The 15,450-nt window shown below is 69.8% G+C and carries 16 protein-coding genes and 1 pseudogene; 9 read left to right on the forward strand and 8 right to left on the reverse strand.

All coding sequences use genetic code 11. The annotated features are described in order from the left end of the window. Positions 1-6: 6 nt before the first annotated feature. Entirely contained in the window at positions 7-1,236 is a 1,230-nt protein-coding gene (gene fxlM, locus AB0M95_RS27215) for a methyltransferase, FxLD system (protein WP_363770202.1), read from the forward strand. A gap of 36 nt (positions 1,237-1,272) precedes the next feature. Further along, a complete protein-coding gene (locus AB0M95_RS27220; RefSeq protein WP_363770205.1) occupies positions 1,273-1,425 on the forward strand; it encodes a hypothetical protein in 153 nt (50 codons plus the stop codon). A gap of 253 nt (positions 1,426-1,678) precedes the next feature. On the opposite strand, the gene AB0M95_RS27225 is transcribed toward AB0M95_RS27220, so the two are convergent. Beyond that, positions 1,679-2,116, reverse strand: coding sequence for an ATP-binding protein (locus tag AB0M95_RS27225; RefSeq protein WP_363770208.1), 438 nt, complete (start codon positions 2,114-2,116; stop codon positions 1,679-1,681). Between the two features lie 649 nt (positions 2,117-2,765). Between AB0M95_RS27225 and AB0M95_RS27230 the strand changes: the two genes are divergently transcribed. Both AB0M95_RS27230 and AB0M95_RS27235 read left to right on the forward strand, forming a co-directional pair. Next, complete coding sequence (locus AB0M95_RS27230) at positions 2,766-3,650, forward strand: helix-turn-helix transcriptional regulator (protein WP_363770211.1); 885 nt, start codon at positions 2,766-2,768, stop codon at positions 3,648-3,650. Next, positions 3,631-3,852: a DUF397 domain-containing protein gene (locus tag AB0M95_RS27235; RefSeq protein ID WP_363770213.1), complete on the forward strand. Its 222-nt coding sequence runs from the start codon at positions 3,631-3,633 to the stop codon at positions 3,850-3,852. Before AB0M95_RS27230 ends, AB0M95_RS27235 begins: the two co-directional genes overlap by 20 nt. A 30-nt stretch (positions 3,853-3,882) precedes the next feature. Here the strand turns inward: AB0M95_RS27235 and AB0M95_RS27240 are convergent, their stop codons facing one another. The 3 genes and pseudogenes from AB0M95_RS27240 to AB0M95_RS27250 form a co-directional block, all read right to left on the reverse strand. Further along, positions 3,883-5,208, reverse strand: a complete 1,326-nt coding sequence (locus tag AB0M95_RS27240; protein WP_363770216.1) for an alpha/beta hydrolase-fold protein — start codon at positions 5,206-5,208, stop codon at positions 3,883-3,885. Positions 5,209-5,357: 149 nt separating this feature from the next. Beyond that, complete coding sequence (locus AB0M95_RS27245) at positions 5,358-5,519, reverse strand: DUF885 family protein (RefSeq protein ID WP_363770280.1); 162 nt, start codon at positions 5,517-5,519, stop codon at positions 5,358-5,360. 28 nt (positions 5,520-5,547) lie between these two features. Further along, positions 5,548-5,934, reverse strand: a pseudogene (locus AB0M95_RS27250) (DUF885 family protein); the annotation flags it as partial. Positions 5,935-6,138: 204 nt separating this feature from the next. Between AB0M95_RS27250 and AB0M95_RS27255 the strand changes: the two are divergent. Beyond that, positions 6,139-6,654 (forward strand): MarR family transcriptional regulator, encoded by a 516-nt coding sequence (locus AB0M95_RS27255; protein ID WP_363770219.1) that lies wholly within the window; start codon positions 6,139-6,141, stop codon positions 6,652-6,654. Between the two features lie 297 nt (positions 6,655-6,951). Here the strand turns inward: AB0M95_RS27255 and aceA are convergent, their stop codons facing one another. Next, positions 6,952-8,244, reverse strand: coding sequence for an isocitrate lyase (gene aceA, locus AB0M95_RS27260; RefSeq protein WP_363770222.1), 1,293 nt, complete (start codon positions 8,242-8,244; stop codon positions 6,952-6,954). A gap of 368 nt (positions 8,245-8,612) precedes the next feature. On the opposite strand from aceA, the gene AB0M95_RS27265 reads away from it, so the two are divergent. Then, on the forward strand, positions 8,613-10,082 hold the full coding sequence (locus tag AB0M95_RS27265; RefSeq protein WP_363770225.1) for a helix-turn-helix domain-containing protein: 1,470 nt from the start codon (positions 8,613-8,615) through the stop codon (positions 10,080-10,082). Here AB0M95_RS27265 and AB0M95_RS27270 read toward each other — a convergent pair. Further along, positions 10,067-10,819, reverse strand: coding sequence for a HAMP domain-containing sensor histidine kinase (locus AB0M95_RS27270; protein ID WP_363770228.1), 753 nt, complete (start codon positions 10,817-10,819; stop codon positions 10,067-10,069). The genes AB0M95_RS27265 and AB0M95_RS27270 overlap by 16 nt on opposite strands. Before the next feature lie 249 nt (positions 10,820-11,068). Here AB0M95_RS27270 and AB0M95_RS27275 point away from each other — a divergent pair, with 249 nt between their 5' ends. Further along, positions 11,069-11,479, forward strand: coding sequence for a response regulator (locus AB0M95_RS27275; protein WP_363770231.1), 411 nt, complete (start codon positions 11,069-11,071; stop codon positions 11,477-11,479). Here AB0M95_RS27275 and AB0M95_RS27280 read toward each other — a convergent pair. Further along, entirely contained in the window at positions 11,457-12,116 is a 660-nt protein-coding gene (locus tag AB0M95_RS27280) for a response regulator transcription factor (RefSeq protein ID WP_363770234.1), read from the reverse strand. The two genes, AB0M95_RS27275 and AB0M95_RS27280, sit on opposite strands and share 23 nt — an antisense overlap. Positions 12,117-12,289: 173 nt before the next feature. Between AB0M95_RS27280 and AB0M95_RS27285 the strand changes: the two genes are divergently transcribed. After that, positions 12,290-14,131, forward strand: coding sequence for a GAF domain-containing protein (locus tag AB0M95_RS27285; protein ID WP_363770237.1), 1,842 nt, complete (start codon positions 12,290-12,292; stop codon positions 14,129-14,131). 21 nt (positions 14,132-14,152) lie between these two features. Here AB0M95_RS27285 and AB0M95_RS27290 read toward each other — a convergent pair whose 3' ends face one another. Next, positions 14,153-14,254: a VOC family protein gene (locus AB0M95_RS27290; RefSeq protein ID WP_363770240.1), complete on the reverse strand. Its 102-nt coding sequence runs from the start codon at positions 14,252-14,254 to the stop codon at positions 14,153-14,155. 181 nt (positions 14,255-14,435) lie between these two features. On the opposite strand from AB0M95_RS27290, the gene AB0M95_RS27295 reads away from it, so the two are divergent. Continuing rightward, positions 14,436-15,443 carry a glucosyl-3-phosphoglycerate synthase gene (locus AB0M95_RS27295; protein ID WP_363770243.1) on the forward strand — a complete coding sequence of 336 codons (1,008 nt, stop codon included), beginning with the start codon at positions 14,436-14,438 and terminating at the stop codon, positions 15,441-15,443. Positions 15,444-15,450 lie beyond the last annotated feature (7 nt).

The raw sequence follows: 15,450 nt of genomic DNA on the forward strand, positions 1-15,450 counted from the left end.
AGCCGGATGGAAGCCGACCCCATGACCGCGAATCACCTAAGAACCTCGATGGTCACCCGGCTGCGCGACTGGGACGGCGGAGCGCTTCCCCCGTCCGTCGACGCGGCGATGCGGGCGGTCCCACGCGAAGCGTTCCTTCCCGGCACACCCCTCGCCGACGCCTACGGCAGCAGCCCCGTCGTGACACACCGCGACGACAACGGGATCGCCACGAGCTCCGCCTCCGCGCCCGGCATCGTCGCCGCCATGCTCGCCCAGCTCGACGTCCGCCCCGGCCACCGCATCCTGGAGATCGGCGCGGGCACCGGCTACAACGCCGCCCTCTTGGCCCACCTCACCGGACCAGGAGGACAGGTCACCACCGTCGAGTTGGACCACGGCGTCGCCGCAGAAGCAGAGCAGGCGCTCGCCACGACCGGGTACGGGCATGTGACCGTCATCCCGGGCGACGGTGAGTACGGTCATCGGCCGAACGCACCCTACGACCGGATCATCGTCACCGTCGGCGCCTGGGAACTGCCGGCCGCCTGGGCAGATCAACTCGCCCCCGCCGGGCTTCTCGTCGTGCCGTTCAGGATGCGGGGCCTCACTCGCTCGGTCACCTTTGAGCACACGGCCGGCACCTGGCGCAGCCGATCCATGCACGAATGCGGGTTCATGCCGATCCGCGGGGCAGGTGCCGTCGCCGAACGCAACATCCCCCTCGCAGACACCGGCCTCACCATCCGCATCGACGACGGCCAACCGGCCGACGCCGACGCCTTGCGGCGCGCGCTGTCCAGCGGCCCCGCGCAGTCATGGACCGGGATCGAAGTCACCGTCACCGGCGAGCTCGACTTCTGGCTCGCCGGACTGGACGGGTTCTTCCGGCTTCTGGCGGGAAACGACGCGGTCCAGCGCTCCGGCATCGTCCCGCCCGCGTTCAACTGGGGAGCCATGGGCCTGCTCACCGGCGATAGCTTCGCCTACCTCACCCGTCGGCCCGGACGACCAGGTCACAGTGAGCTCGGCGCCTGCGGTTACGGCCCGGAACGCGAGCAGCTCATCAGCACGTACACCGATCGCATCCGCGCATTCAACCGCTCCCAGGCAGGCCGACTCCAGGTCGAAGTCCACCCGCTGACGGGAGCGCCGCTCCCCGGCACCCTCATGCAGATCGACAAACGCAACTCCCGTGTCATCGTCCTGACCGAAGGGGAGGTAGGCCGGGAAGCCCTTGGCGCCATGGCCGTCTAGCCACGAAGGTGTTGATCACCGCCACAGTCCACGGCGTTGCGGACCGGGCACTTCAACTCGTGGGACGCTGAAGAGGACGGCCTGGTCCAGGGCGGCCCGCGTGATGTCGGCGGCCAGCTTCAGCGCAGCCTCGAACTCGGGGCCGCCTTGACGCGGGTGGAGATCTTCTCGGAGAAGATCTGGCGGTAGCCACGGCCGTCAGTGTGTCGATCTTGGGAGGAGAGGTCGAGCAGCGCAGATCCCTCAACAACCCCACACGCACTAGCGCTGAACTGGGCCAACTCAATTGCGTGTACCTGGTTGCGCGAGTCTTACTGACACCCCGTTTTCGGGGGCGGCGGCGAGTCGGTGTGCCTTGACGAAACTCTCGACCTCTGTGAGGCCGCCTATCAACTCCCAGCCAGGGGCATGAGGGCCGAGATCGGCTGGGAGAACCGAGAACCTACGGCCGCTGGTCGGGGGAGGGCTGGGCGAGTTCGAACCAGACCAGTGTGCCGGAGGGCCGCCGTTCGAAGCCCCATCGGGACGAGAGGTCGTCGACGATCGCGAGGCCCCGGCCGTCGGTCTCGTCGTCAGTGGGCCTGCGCACGTGGGGGATCTTGGACGAGCCACCGTCCTCGACCGCGACCATCACGCCGGTGTCCGGGAAGGCCACCGACACCAGGAAGTCACGCTGGGCGGCGTGCCGCACGACGTTGGCCGCGAGTTCGCTGGTCAGGAGCATTGCGTCGTCCCGGCAGGGGTGCTCGTCCCCGAGCAGGCCGGCGACGAAGGCGCGGGCGGGCCTGACCTGCGACGCGGACGGAGTGAACCGGTGGGAGATCACCGGGAGGCTCGTGAACGCGTCAGGACCGGTGGGGCGCGGCCGGGCACTTGTCACGGCGGAGTCCTTCGGTTGCGAGGCCGGGCGGAAGAACGCGGTGATGCCGCCCAAGGCCGAAGCCAGAGCGCGAGGACGCATCGCGATCATCGGGATACTTCCCTTCCTGTGTTGAGAACGTTCCATGACGGTGAGGAGGAGGTCAGCGCCGTACGCCCCTGCCTGGGGGCGGGCTACGGCGACCAGCGCGCTCGGGCGGTACGGCGGGTTCATGACAGGCGGCGAGCGAGCAGGTCAGCTCGATCTGGTTCATTCGCAGAACGAGTTCCTCGGGAGTCCCCGCCTCGACCAGACCCACCAGGTCACGCCCCCATCGCGGCGCGAGTGCCCACCACCGCCCAGTCGCCCTTCCATACCAGACGCTCCACCCGACGAATTGGCGACTAAGCACCTGGACATGTCCGCCGACGGCGCTCTCTGAACTCAAACCGGTAGGGAGCTCGCCCGCCGTCGATCGATCGATCTGCATGGTGTGACCTCCGGTCCGGCCGAGTCATCGGCGAAACCCTCGTCTAGACACGCTGTGTGTGCGAGTCGTCACACACGATGACAGACATCATGCATGCATGCACGGCAATCACGGAAACGTCATCTCGTGGACACGCGAAGTAGTAGCCTTCCCTCCGTCCCGACGTGACGAGGTGATCGAGTGAGTGCGAAGCGTGGCATGACCTTGCGGGCTCAGTGGCTTGGTCGGCAACTTCGTGAGCTTCGCGAAGCCGCAGGTCTGAAGCTCCCTGAGGCAGGTGACTACATTCAGCGCGACGGTGCCACCGTCAGCCGTCTGGAGACCGGCCTGTATCCGGCGCGCACACCGGATGTCCAAGCACTGCTCGATCTCTACGGAGTCGCGGACCCGCATAAGCGCGGGGATCTAATGAAACTCGCTACCGAGGTCTGGCATGAGGGCTGGTGGGACGGCTACTCCGGCAATCTCTCGAAGCTCATCGTCGACTACGCCTGGGTGGAATCAAGGGCACGAGTGATCCGGTCCTTCGACGCCTTGGCGATTCCAGGGTTGCTTCAGACAGGGAACTACATGGAGGCCGTCATCCGACAGACCGACACCGACCCGTCGCTGGCTCCATCGGGCGCACGATTCCGGCTTGAGCGCCAGCAGATTCTCGCCGCCGCAGAGCCACCTCGGATCGAGGCCATTCTGGATGAAGGCCTCTTGCGGCGGCCGGTAGGTGGGCCTGCCGGTATGAAGGAACAGCTTGAACGCCTGCTCGACCTGGGGCGTCGTCCGGCCATCGACATCAGGGTCTTGCCGTTCGCGTCAGGTGCTCACGCCGGTCACGATGGCTCGTTCAGGATCTTTGAGATGCCGGAGCCTTACCCCCAGATCGGCTATGTCGACAGTCCCGCTGGTGGGATCTACATTGAAGCCGAGGGAGTGGATAGGCTTATGCTGAAATTTGACCGCATGCGGTCAGACTCACCAGATCCCTCCGAATCCATGAAGCTGATCCGAACAGCCATTAACGAATTCGAGAGCTCAGCGGAAGGTGATCATGTCAATCCCCGAGCATGAGCAAGCCGTAGCGTGGCACATAAGCACTTTCAGCCCTGACGCCGGCTCCAACTGCGTCGAGGCCGGTCCGTTGCTCGACGGGAGTGGGCGGATCGCGGTGCGGCATAGTCATCACCCCGACGGTCCGACGATCATCTACACCAGGGCCGAGTGGGATGCCTTCCTGGCCGGTGTCCGCGCGAATGAGTTCGACTTCCACTAGCGCTGGTGCTGCCGGGACGCGGACGGCCCGTCAGGCTCCTTCCTGGTCCTTGCCCAGCAGGTGCCGCATTCCCCGCGCGAACGTACGCCGCCAGCCCGCCTGTTCATGGGCACCGGCGAACTCGTCGTAGCGGACGTCGTAGCCCTTGGCCACGAGGACGTCGCGCAGATGCCGGTTGGCGGTCAGCAGCGTGGTGCCGCCGGGCAGGGGCTGGGTCTCGAGAGTGCCCGCGGCGATCCAGAATCGGGTCGGCCGGACCGGCGCGGCGGCCAACTGCCGGGTGAGCCACTCCGGCTCTCCGTCCCGTCCCATGGCGTAGGGGCCGTCCTCGCCGCCGAACTGCTCCGTCAGACCCCACCAGTGGGAACCCGACAGGGAAAGCACGCCGCCGAAGAGGTCCGGCCGCTGGTGCGCCAGCCAGACGGATCCAAGACCGCCGTAACTGGCCCCGCAGACCACGGTGGTGGCGGGGTCCTCGCCCGCCGCGTACTCCGCGCGCAGCCAGGACACCAGCTCGTCCCCGTACTGCCGGGCCAGGTCGGGGTTGCAGGACATCTCCACCATCCGGGACATCGAATCCTTGTTGTGGACGTACGCCACCACAGTCGGGGGGATGGCCCCGGCTTCGATGAGGTTGTCCATGATCACCGGGTAGTGGTCGATGTGGTACTCGCCGTCCAGCAGGAGCAGCAGCGGATGCCCGCTTCCCTTCTGGAGCCCGGCGGGGAGCTGCACACTCACCTCGCGCTCGTCGCCGAAGACAGCGGAGCGCACCCGGTGACGCACGATGGTGCCGCGCGCCCGGCCGGGGGTGAGCCATGGCGCGGATTCCGCGCCGGGCAGGGTCAGCACGGAGTCGTGGGTGCGGTCCACGCCCGGGAACATCGAGGAGTACACGGAGACGATCCGCTCCGGATTGGAGGGGTCGGGTCGGGTCGAGCGGGCGTGCGAGTCCGCGACGGTCTGGAAGGCGCCCGCCTGCATCAGCTCCATCAGCTCGCTCAGCGACTTCTCCGCGTAGGGGTCGTCCACGGTGTAGCCGTAGACCACCGAGAGCCGGTCGTCGGCGACGGGGACGGACAGATGCCACACGTCCGTGCCGGGGATCCGCTCCATGGCGGTGGCCCGGCCCTCGCCGTCCATGGTGAGCTGGGAGCCCACCTCGATGTGCGTGGCGGGGCCGATGTGGACGAAGGTGACCAGGTGCCCGCCGCTCTCCTGGGGTTCGAGCAGGGGCCCGCCCGCGTCGCGCAGGGCGGCGGAGAGCCGGTCGAGGGCTCCGGGTTCGCCCCGGGTGACGGCGTCGAGCAGGCGGGCCGCGGTGGTCATGCCGGAGGCCGGGGTGTCCAGGGTCATTGGAGCTCCTTGGGTTGGCTGAGGTGTGAGATCGGCCGGTGTGTGGACGGGTCGTCACCGGGGCCGGGGGCAGCACCCACGGGGCGCCGATCCCCCGGGTCCTGGACGCCGGGCCGGGCGCCGGCCGTCCGCTGCCGTCGGGAGCCGCTCTAGGCTGACTTGATCCACTCGGAGATCAGCTCCTCCAGGACGCCGAGCGGCAAAGCCCCGTGTCCGATCACCTCGTGGTGGAAGTCCCTGACGTCGCAGCGGTCGCCGAGCTCGGCGCGGGCGCGCTCGCGCTGGCGCAGGATCTCCCGGCGGCCGATCAGATAAGCGGTGGCCTGACGCCGCTGCGGCGACCCGGTACCGGGCGAGCCATGCGTCGAAGTAGCCGGGCAGGGCGGCGAGCCGCTCCAGGCACGCGGCCGGCCCCTCCTGGTCGACCGGCGTCATCGCCAGCGACTGGACGGCCCGGGGCGGGGGCGCGACGACGCTGGCCGAGACGGCGAAGTCGGCCAGCCCATGGGCGAGTTCGCCGGCGGAGCTGTGGATGAGCCGGTCCAGCACCCGATGAGTGACCCGGTCCTCACCGGTCAGCGCCTCCAGCGGAACCCGGTCGAGGCGCCGGCCGAGGTCGAGCAGCGTCCGCCGCCGGCTCTCGGCCGCCTCGGGGGAGGGGTCGGGCACCCGGTGGGCATGTCCGGCGACGCCGAGCAAGGTCGCCATGAAAGGGTCGTAGGTCATCTCAGCGGCGAAGTACGCCTCGGCGAGCTTGGCAAGGTCCGCTTGGTGGTGTTGCTGAGCCACGATCGCTCCAGGTGTCCGACGGCGTCTCGCCGCGTCTGCAGTGCGCTGATTATTGGAGGCTGTATAGCGTCCAGTCAACACCTGAAAGCATTCACTATTTACTAAACGACCTTCGTGAATCGCTGCTGCTAAGGTCGCACCATGCCGCAGGAGGACGAGAAGTCGAGGTCACAGCTCGCATTCGCCGACGGACTGGCCGAGGTGTTCGCCCGGCAGGTGCCCCGGATGGCAGGGCGGATGCTGGGGCTGCTGCTGATCACGGACGAACCCCGGCTCTCCAGCAAGGACCTGGTGGCCCAACTCGGTGCGAGCGCGGCCACGGTCTCCAACATGGGCCGCCTGCTGATCAGCTTGGGCTTGGTGGAACGCACGGTCTCCCCGGAGACCCGGCGCGACCTGTTCGCCATCGCCCCCAACGCCTGGGTCGGCACCTACCGTGACGGCGAGCGCTACATCACCGAGGTTCTGGCCCTCGCCGACCGGGTCCTGGCCGACCCGGACCTCACCGACATCCCCCGGGCCAGACTCCGCGAGATGCGCAACCTCTACACGTTCGTCTGGGCGGAGATCCCGGACCTGGTGTCCCGTTATGAGCAGTGGCGCGAGGCGAACGGCCCGGAGGCGCTGTATCAGCCACCGGGCCGTTCATCCACCTGACGCCGTCGGTATGAACGCGTCCGTCGCTTCGCCGCCCACACCGAACTCCGCCTCACCGCCCCACTCGCCGCCGACCACCGCCGGCCCTGGGAGAAGGCCACCTGGCCGAGGCTCTTTGTGTCGATCCGTCGCCCGGCCAGCCAGGTGCGTGGGCCCAGATGTGTCAGCTCGTGGGGCATGCCACGCGGGCCCGTCCGGAGGGGGCCGCCGCCCAAAGCGGATCTTTACCGGACGGGCCCGCGGGTTCTTGGGCGCGGGCGACGCGCGTGGCCGTGAGCGGGCCGGTCGCTCCGCGGCTCAGTGTGCCTGGGCGAACTGCTCGGCCTCGGTGGAGTCCTTCAGCGCGACCGTCGAGGAGTCGGGCGCGATGGCAGTGCTGACCAGGTCGAAGTAGCCGGTGCCGACCTCGCGCTGGTGGCGCGTGGCGGTGTAGCCGAGGGACTCGGCGGCGAACTCCTCCTCCTGGAGCGTGACGTAGGCCGTCATGCCCTCCTCGGCGTAGCCGCGGGCCAGCGAGAACATCGAGTGGTTCAGCGAGTGGAAGCCCGCCAGGGTTATGAACTGGAACCGGTACCCCATCTCGCCGAGCTCGCGCTGGAACTTGGCGATGGCGGAGTCGTCGAGGTGCTGCTTCCAGTTGAAGGACGGCGAGCAGTTGTAGGCGAGCATCTGGTCGGGGTACTCGGCCTTGATCGCCTCGGCGAAGCGCCGGGCCACGTCCAGGTCGGGCGTGGAGGTCTCCATCCACAGCAGGTCGGAGTACGGCGCGTAGGCCAGCCCGCGGGCGACGCAGGCATCGACGCCGTTGCGCACGCGGTAGAAGCCCTCGGCCGTGCGCTCGCCGGTGGCGAACGCCTGGTCGCGGGGGTCGACGTCGCTGGTCAGAAGCGTCGCGGCCTGGGCGTCGGTCCGCGCGATGATCAGGGTCGGCACGTCGCACACGTCCGCGGCGAGGCGGGCGGCGTTGAGGGTCTTGATGTGCTGGCCGGTCGGGATCAGCACCTTGCCGCCGAGGTGGCCGCACTTCTTCTCCGAGGCGAGCTGGTCCTCCCAGTGCACGCCCGCGGCGCCGGCGGCGATCATGCCCTTCATCAGCTCGAAGGCGTTGAGCACGCCGCCGAAGCCGGCCTCGGCATCGGCCACGATGGGCGCGAGCCAGTGCGGCGCCCGCGTGTCGCCCTCCGACCAGGTGATCTGGTCGGCGCGCAGCAGCGCGTTGTTGATGCGGCGCACCACGGCCGGCACGGAGTTGGCCGGGTAGAGGCTCTGGTCGGGGTAGGTCTGGCCGCCCAGGTTGGCGTCCGCGGCGACCTGCCAGCCCGACAGGTAGATGGCCTTCAGCCCCGCCTTCACCTGCTGCACCGCCTGGTTGCCGGTCAGGGCGCCCAGCGCGTGCACGTAATCCTCGGTCTGGAGCAGCGACCACAACCGTTCTGCGCCGAGCCTGGCGAGGGTGTGCTCCTCCTGCACGGAGCCGCGCAGTCGAACGACGTCTTCGGCCGTATAGGTCCGCTCGACGTTCTTCCAGCGCGGGTCGCTCTCCCACTCTCGCCGCAGCTCGTCTGCAGCTCCCTTGAGGCGATCACTCATTTTGACTCCTTTGACGTCCTCTGGGCGCTTGGTTCGAGTCTGCGACTGACGTCCGATCGTTCTCAAGACAGGTCGCGAGAAACATGCCAGAAGTTTCGGGTTTGCGGAATACTAGCCGGTATTTCCTTGGCAAGAAATGCAAACTTTTCCCTATGGACTAGACCAATCCTTGTGATCCACGTCACCCATGATCCGCCCGCTATGTCATGATTTATCCCGATATGTAGGGAGGTTTCGGTTGGCGACGATGATCCACCGGAGTATCAAGAAGCCCATGACCCGCGCCGTACGGCCCCCGCGCCGCCCGGGCCGCGGCGTCCCGGTGCGTCGTGTGGAAGATCGGTGGAAATTGCGCCTAGGATCGTGCTATGGCGTCTTTGGTGGGAGAAGAACCGCTGTCTTTGACGCAGGAGCTCGACCTCCTGGCGTTCGGCCAGCGTTTGAGACACCTTCGCAAGCAGCGCGGCCTCACTCTGTCGGAGCTCGGCGACCGCGTCGGCCGCGCCCCGAGCCAGCTCTCCCTGCTGGAGAACGGCAAGCGCGAGCCCAAGCTGTCACTGCTGAAGTCGCTGGCCGCGGCGCTGGCCGTCCCCGTCGAGGAGCTTCTGCGCCGTCAGGCCCCGAACCGCAGGGCCCAGCTGGAGATCGCCCTGGAGGAGGCCCAGCGCGACCCGATCTACGCCGCGCTCGGCCTGCCCCGGCTGAAGGTCTCCGCCCGGGTCCCCAACGACGTGCTGGAACACATCCTGGGCCTGTACGAGGAGCTGCGCGCCCGCGAGGCCAGGGGCACGGCCACGCCCGAGGAGGCCAGGGCCGCCAACGCCGAGCTGCGCCGCAAGCAGCGCGAGCAGGACAACTACTTCGCCGAGATCGAGAACGCCGCCGCCGAGGCCCTGGCCGCCGTAGGCTACCGCACCGGCGCGCTGTCCCAGGGCACCGTGCAGGCGCTGGTCACCCACTACGGCTACGCCGTGCAGACCGCCCAGGACCTGCCCCGCTCGGTCCGGTCGATCACCGACCTGCGCAACCGGCGCATCTACGTCAAGAACGAGCAGCTAGGCATGCACACGCCGCGCACGATCCTGCTCCAGACGCTCGGCCACCTGGCGCTCCGCCACCACAAGCCGCGCGACTTCGCCGACTTCCTGCGCCAGCGCACCGAGGCCAACTACTTCGCCGGGGCCCTGCTGGTGCCCGAGGCCGCGGCCGTCCCCTACCTCAAGGAGGCCAAGCAGGACCGGGCGCTGTCGGTGGAGGACCTGCGCGACGTGTTCGCGGTCTCCTACGAGATGGCCGCGCACCGCTTCACCAACCTGGCCACCCACCACCTCGACCTGACCTGCCACTTCGTCCGCAACGACGCGGGCGGGATCATCTACAAGGCGTACGAGAACGACGGGATCGTCTTCCCCGCCGACGCCAGGGGCGCGATCGAGGGGCAGCGCATGTGCCTGCGCTGGGCGGGCCGCCAGGTGTTCGTCTCGCCGGACCGGTTCTCGGTCCACTACCAGTACTCCGACACGCCGACCGGCACGTACTTCTGCGTCGCCCACGTCGACCCTTCACGGGAGCGCGACTTCGCGATCACGCTGGGCGTGCCCTACCGTGAGTCCCGATGGTTCCGCGGCCGGGAGACCACGACCAGGACCCGGTCCAACTGCCCGTCGGGCGAGTGCTGCCGCCGTCCCCCCGCCGAGCTGACCCAGCGCTGGGAGGGCTACGCCTGGCCGTCGGCCCGCGCGAACTCCCACGTTCTCGCGGTCCTGCCGCCCGGCTCGTTCCCGGGCGTGGACGAGGCCGACGTCTACACCTTCCTGGAGCATCACGCCGGCGGCTGATCCTCGTGGAAGGCCGGAAGCCGGAGCACGAAGCAGGCGCCGCCTTCGGAGTCCTCGACGTCGAGCGTTCCCTGGTGGGCGTGGGCGATGTCACGGGCGATGGCCAGGCCGAGGCCGGTGCCCCCGAGGTCGCGGCTGCGCGCGGAGTCCAGGCGCGCGAACGGCTCGAACACCCGCTCGCGGTCGGTGGGGGTGATGCCCGCGCCGTCGTCGGCCACGATCAGTTCGGCGGACGTGCCGTTGCCGCGCACCTCGATCCACACCGTGTCGGCGGCGTGCCGATGGGCGTTGTCGAGCAGCGCGTTGACCAGGCGGGCGATCTGGTGGGGCACGCAGGACACGGTCACGCCGGGGGCGGCGGTCAGCCGTGCGATGTGCCTCTCGTCGCGGGCGGAGAGCTGCCAGCGGACCAGCTCGGCCAGGTCCACGGTCTCCCGCTCGGCGACCTGGCCCTTGAGGCGGGCGAGCAGGAGCAGGTCGGTGACGATCGCCTGCAGCCGGTCGACGTCCCGCAGGGCGCTGGCCAGCAGGGTCGGCAGGTCGGTCTCGTCCGGGTGCATCTGCGCCTCTTCGAGTTGGGCGCGCAGCCCGGCCACCGGGGTGCACAGCTCATGGGAGGCGTCCGCGATGAACTGCCGCTGCTGCTGCAACAGCTCGGGCCGCGGAGTGTGCACGGCGACGTCGCGGGCCTGGTGACGGATGTCCCGGGCCCGTTCGTCTCGCCGGTGGTGGGTCATGGCAGGATCGCGATCCTGGCCGCCGGATCCTGGGATCGCGCACGGGGGACCGCCGCCCCTTTCCCTCGAGTCGTCTACTGTATACGCCTGCTTTATGCGTCATAAAGGGTGGTCATACCTCAACGATCCCGCCTCGGCCGCCCGCTGTCATCGCGGGCAGCACCAACCCTGGCCCCCATGCCACCATCACCGGCGATATGGCGGCCAGCCGCAATGCCCCGCCCGCCCGGCTGCTGGAATCCTTGAGGGGTGGCTGTGCAGTGCCTGATCGTCGACGACAACGACCAGTTCCTCGCCGCCGCCTGCGAGCTGCTCGAACGCGAGGAGATCACGGTCGTGGGCGTCGCGTCGACGTCCGCCGAGGCCCTGCGGCGGTTCGACGAGCTCCGCCCGGACGTGACGCTCGTCGACATCAACCTGGGGGAGGAACTGGGGTTCGAGCTGGCGCGCCGGCTCGCGGCCGCCGGGTCCGCCGAGCCGCCCGTCGTCATCCTCATCTCGACCTACGCGGAGCGGGACTTCTCCGACATGATCGCCTCCTGCCCGGCCGCCGCGTTCCTTCCGAAGTCCGGTCTCTCGGGCAGCGCGATCCGCGCCATCCTCGGCGCGCGGAACGCCGACGGCGAACGAGGCGGGGCTAGCGCCGCTCAAGAAAAGTGATCACCGCGAGCACGCGCCGGTGGTCCTCCTCGGTCTCCGGCAGTCGCAGCCGGGCGAGGATGCTCCGCACATGCTTCTCCACCGTCCCCTCGGCGATCCACAGGCGATGGGCGATCCCGGCGTTGGAGCGGCCCTCGGCCATCAGGGCGAGCACCTCGCGCTCGCGGGGGGTGAGCTGCTCCAGAGGGTCCTCGCGGTGGCGCGCGGCGAACAGCTCGCGCACCAGCACCGGGTCGACGACGGAGTCGCCGGCGAGGATGCGCTCGATCGTCTCGACGAAGTCCGAGACGCTGGCGACCCGGTGTTTCAGCAGGTAGCCGACCCGCTGTCCGGTGGCGAGCAACTCCATCGCGTGGTCGACCTCGACATGCGCCGACAACAGGAGGATGCCGGCCTTCGGGTGGTCCTCGCGGATCACGCGTGCCGCGTTCAGGCCCTCGATGGTGCACGTCGGCGGCATCCGGATGTCGATGATCACCAGATCGGGCGCCGCGTCGCGGACGAAGGCCAGCAGCTCGGCGGCGTCGCCCGCCCGGCAGACGACGTCGTATCCCGCCTCCTCCAGCAGGTTGGCTATCCCCTCGCGAAGCAGGACATCGTCCTCCGCGAGCGCTATCCGAGTACCTGGTCCGCCCATCACCGTCGCCCTGGAGTCGCCCCTTTTAATCGGGTTTGAACAGATGCCTTACCCAGCGTAACGGGAAGGCATCTCCGGCTATGGCAATGTTCTCCCCGAAACGGGCATTGACCAGGGCAAATGTGTGTGAGGGGGATGCCCGTACCTCCAAGGCGCGGGCGTAGACTCGCAGCGTGCCTAAGGGCATCATCGCCTCGCTCCTGCGCACGACACGCCCTTCCTACGCCCTGGGCGTCGGAGTCAGCGTGGCCTGCGTGGTGATCGAGAGCGCCCTGATCTATTTGATCAAGGACTACGTGCCCCCGTCGGCGTTCGGCGTCGTCTATCTGCTCGGCGTCCTGCTCGTCTCGACCATCTGGGGGCTCGCGCTGGCGATGGCCACCGCGGCGCTCAGCGCGGTCGTGTACCACATCCTCTACCTGTATCCCGTGAACGACGCCACCGAGCTGATCATCCTGCCCATCTTCTTCATCGTCGGGGTGCTGGCCAGCTCGATCACGGGCGCCGCCCGGACGTCGGCCGCCGAGGCCCGCGCGCGCCGGGAGGAGGCCGACCTCGCCGCCGAGCAGGCCCGCCTGCTGCTGAGGGCGGGGGACCTGCGCTCGGCGCTGCCCGAGGCCTCCGAGCGCCTGGCCCGCGCCCTCGAACTGCCGTACGCGACCGTCACCCAGCAGAAGGTCGCCCCCGGGGAGGGCCGCACGCTGTTCCGGCTGTGCGAGGGCTCCGACGTCCTCGGGACGCTGGTCCTGCCGAGCCGGGTGCCCCCGGCCACGCTGCGCCGCCTGCGCCGGCGGATCGTCCCTTCCCTGGAATCCCTGCTGGCGGCGGCCCACGAGCGCGAGGCCATCGTGAACGCCCTGGAGACGAGCCGCGACGATCTGCGCCGCATCGCCGAGGAACAGGGAGCCCTGCGCCGGGTGGCGACGCTCGTCGCGCAGGGGATCTCCCCGGAGGAGATCTTCCAGGCGGTCGCCGGCGAGATCGGGCGGATCGTCGGCGCCGACTACATCGCCGTCACCCGTTTCGAGCCGGACGCCCAGATCACCCTGGTCGGCTCCTGGAGCTGCGGGCGGGAATCGTCCGCGCCCCCCATCGGCGCGCGCTGGCCGATCGCCACGGGCGCCGTGCCGGACCTGGTGCGGCGGACCGGCCGGCCCGCGCGGGTCTCGCTCGGGGAGGCCGGAGTCGCGGGCGGGATCAGCCGCTGGGCGCGGAGCCACGGCCTCAGGTGCGCGATGGGCTGCCCGGTCGTGGTCCAGGGACATCTGTGGGGCACGGTGATCGCCTACTCCACCTCGGCCCAGCCCCGGCCCGGAGAGGCCGAGGACCGCATGCTGGACTTCACCGAACTGGTCGCCACCGCCGTGGCGAACGCCGACAGCCTCGCCGCGCTCGCAGCCTCCCGGGCCCGCGTCGTCGCCGCCACCGACGAGACCCGCCGCCGCATCGAGCGCGACCTGCACGACGGCACCCAGCAGCACCTGGTCTCGCTGGCGCTGGAGCTGCGCACGGCGGCGCTCGCCGTCCCGCCCGGCTGCGGCGACCTGCGCAAGCGGCTCGACCACGCCGTGAACGGCATCGGGGACGTCGTGGAGAACCTGCGGGAGATGTCCCGGGGCCTGCACCCGGCGATCCTGTCCATGGGGGGCATCGAGCCGGCGCTCAGGACGCTCGCGCGCCGCTCGCCCGTGCCCGTCGAGCTGAGTCTGAACGGCGTGCGGCGCCTGCCCGAGCGGGTCGAGGTCGCGATCTACTTCATCGTCTCGGAGGCGCTCACGAACGTCGCCAAGCACGCCCACGCGTCCGTGGCCGACGTCCGGCTGCGGGTCGGCGACGGCGTGGCCGAGCTCGCGATCGACGACGACGGGGCCGGGGGCGGCGACCCGCGCCACGGCTCGGGGCTGATCGGGCTCAAGGACCGCGTCGAGGCCCTCGGCGGCACACTGCAGATCGTCAGCCCCATCGGCGGCGGCACGTCCCTGCGCGCCCGCATCCCGGCGGCCCCGGACGGATGACCGCCCGCGGGCCGGGCCCGCCTACTGGACGTCGAACTCGTCGCCCTCGGGGTCGGCCATCGTGACGTGGTAGGAGCCGTGGTCCAGGACGGTCGCGCCGAGGCCCTTCAGCCGCGTGGCCATGAATCCTCCGCGTCGCTGTGGCCGGTACCGCCGATGGTGTAACTACCAATACCGGTTACCCTGGTTCCACCACAAAACGCCGCGCACCCGCATGAACCTGGTCGGGCTCCGCATAGAGTGATCGGGCCGGTGGAAATCCGGTGGAAATCCGGTGCGTCCGGAGGCGACGGAGGGATCGCGCGTGCTGCCTGAGGTGGAGGTCTGGCTGCGCGAGCGTACGTACGCCGCCGCGGACTGGCCGGTCGCCGGCCTGCTCGCGGCCAAGCGGCGCGGCGGGGCGAGGACGACTATCAGCGTGGTGCTGCCCGCCAGGAACGAGGCGGAGACGGTCGGCGAGATCGTCGCGGCCATCCGGCGCGATCTGCAGGAGGCCGTGCCGCTGGTGGACGAGCTGATCGTGATCGACTCCCGCTCCACCGACGACACCGCCGCGAGCGCCGTCCGCGCGGGGGCGAAGGTCTTCGCCCAGGACGAGATCCTGCCCGCGCTCGGCCCCATGAACGGCAAGGGCGATGTGCTGTGGAAGTCGCTCGCGGTGACCTCGGGCGACCTGCTGGTCTTCGTCGACGCCGACCTGCGCGAGTTCCGCACCTCCTTCGTCACCGGGCTCCTCGGCCCGCTGCTCGCCGACCCCGCGGTCGTCTACGTCAAGGGCTGCTACGACCGGCCGCTGCGGGAGGCGCAGGGCGCGGGCGGGCGCGTCACCGAACTGGTCGCCCGGCCGATGCTCAACCTGCACTGGCCGCTGCTCGCCGGGTTCGTCCAGCCCCTCGCCGGGGAGTACGCCGGGCGCCGCGAGGTCCTCGAACGCGTGCCGTTCACCACCGGGTACGGCGTCGAGCTGGGCCTGCTCATCGACCTGCTGGAGCGGGAGGGGCTCGGCGCGCTCGCGCAGGTGGACCTCGGGCGGCGCGTCCACTCCCACCAGCCGACCGATGCCCTCGGCGTCATGGCGGGCCAGATCATGCACACCGCCTGGTCGCGCCTGGACCGCCAGGCGAAGATCATCCCGCTGCACGACCCCGCCACCGAGCTCACCCAGTTCCGCCGGGGCGACGCCGGGCACCTCCCGGCCGTCAGGGACGTGTCGGTGGGGGAGCGCCCGCCCATGCTGACCGTCCCCGAGTACGCCGCGTCCCGGCCGCCCCTCAGCGGGCGGGTGCCTCGCCAGGGACGGGGGCCCCGCTAGGGACGAG

It is taken from the genome of Sphaerisporangium sp. NPDC051017 (assembly GCF_040683095.1).
In the GTDB taxonomy this organism is placed as follows: Bacteria; Actinomycetota; Actinomycetes; order Streptosporangiales; family Streptosporangiaceae; genus Sphaerisporangium.